At 61.1% G+C, this 1,177-nt stretch carries 1 pseudogene; it reads right to left on the bottom strand.

The annotated features are described in order from the left end of the window. Positions 1-150: 150 nt before the first annotated feature. Positions 151-816 (bottom strand): annotated as a pseudogene (locus tag KHO31_RS38980) (helix-turn-helix domain-containing protein); the annotation flags it as partial. Between the last annotated feature and the right edge of the window lie 361 nt (positions 817-1,177).

Here is a 1,177-nt window from a genome sequence, read left to right as displayed (position 1 = left end):
GGCGGTACCACTCACCACCTCGCCGGGGTTCAGCGCCAGACAACCCTCTTCATGAAACGTCAGCCACGGACCTGTGCCTACCTCCCACTACCGCGTCAGCGGTTTAGTACACTCTTAAGCTTCAGATATTCACGAATCCCGGCCAGAGCTCTTGATGAACGCCGGCGACATGTCAATGCTCACCGAGGTGACTTGCTCGGGCGTGCCGTGGTGTTGGCTCAGATGGGCCGCGAAGCCTTCAATCGTCTTCGCGTCACGCCCGGGTGTGACGAACACGACACGGCGCGCCTGCATGTCGGCGACCAGCGTCAGATACTCATGGCCACGCCGGTACGAGGTTTCGTCAATCGCCACCGTCGTCACGTCCGACAGGTCGGCCGACGCAAGCGCGAGTTCCACATAGCGCGAACAGATGGCATGCACCCGGTGCCACGACAGATTGACGATGCGTGCCACGGCGGCAAACGGCATCTGCTGCGCCAGCATCAGCACCAGCGCTTCGAACAGCAAGGTAAAGCCGTCGAGCTGGCCGACCCAATCCGGCTCGACCAGCCGCACCGCGCCGTCCGGCAGCTTCACGCGCGGCACCCGCACCTCGAGATAGCACTCATGTTGAAAGAAGTTCAGGTGTCGCAGCCGCTTGATTTGCGTGTCATGCACCGGGTGCTCGCCGGCGACACCGGGATAGGCGAAGCGGCTGCCCGCGACAAAGTCCACGGCAATCGTGAGCTGCCGTTTGGCCGTGTCGAAGTCGACGCCTTGCACGTACCACGGGGCCTTGATTCCCAAGGCGGCTTCAAAGAGTTGATTCGTCATGTTCGCTTCGTCTCGCATGGCTGGTTGCCGCATTCTGCCGCAACCAGCCATGTGCCAGCTTATCGATTCACGGCGCCTCAAGGGTTCGCTGCGCCGGGCTCACGCCCGCCCTTGACCCGCCAACACCACCCACTCGGAATTCAAAAGAGGCCAAAAGCTCAAGGCTAACAGACCGGAAATTTTCAAGCTAGTTGTCGCCTCAACGAATAAATTTCAGGCGGCCTTTCTCTCCTGGTTAGGGCGTTGCGGAGCGACATCCTGGTTGTCAATGCGATCCGGGTTCAGATGCACGGCATCTACACGCTGCCAGTTTCGCGTGCGGCCCTTCCATCGAAGCGGATTGCGCTGCCGGGCGGTCTTG

This window comes from Paraburkholderia domus, assembly GCF_905220705.1.
GTDB lineage: Bacteria > Pseudomonadota > Gammaproteobacteria > Burkholderiales > Burkholderiaceae > Paraburkholderia > Paraburkholderia domus.
This window is presented reverse-complemented; position numbering and strand designations above follow the sequence as displayed.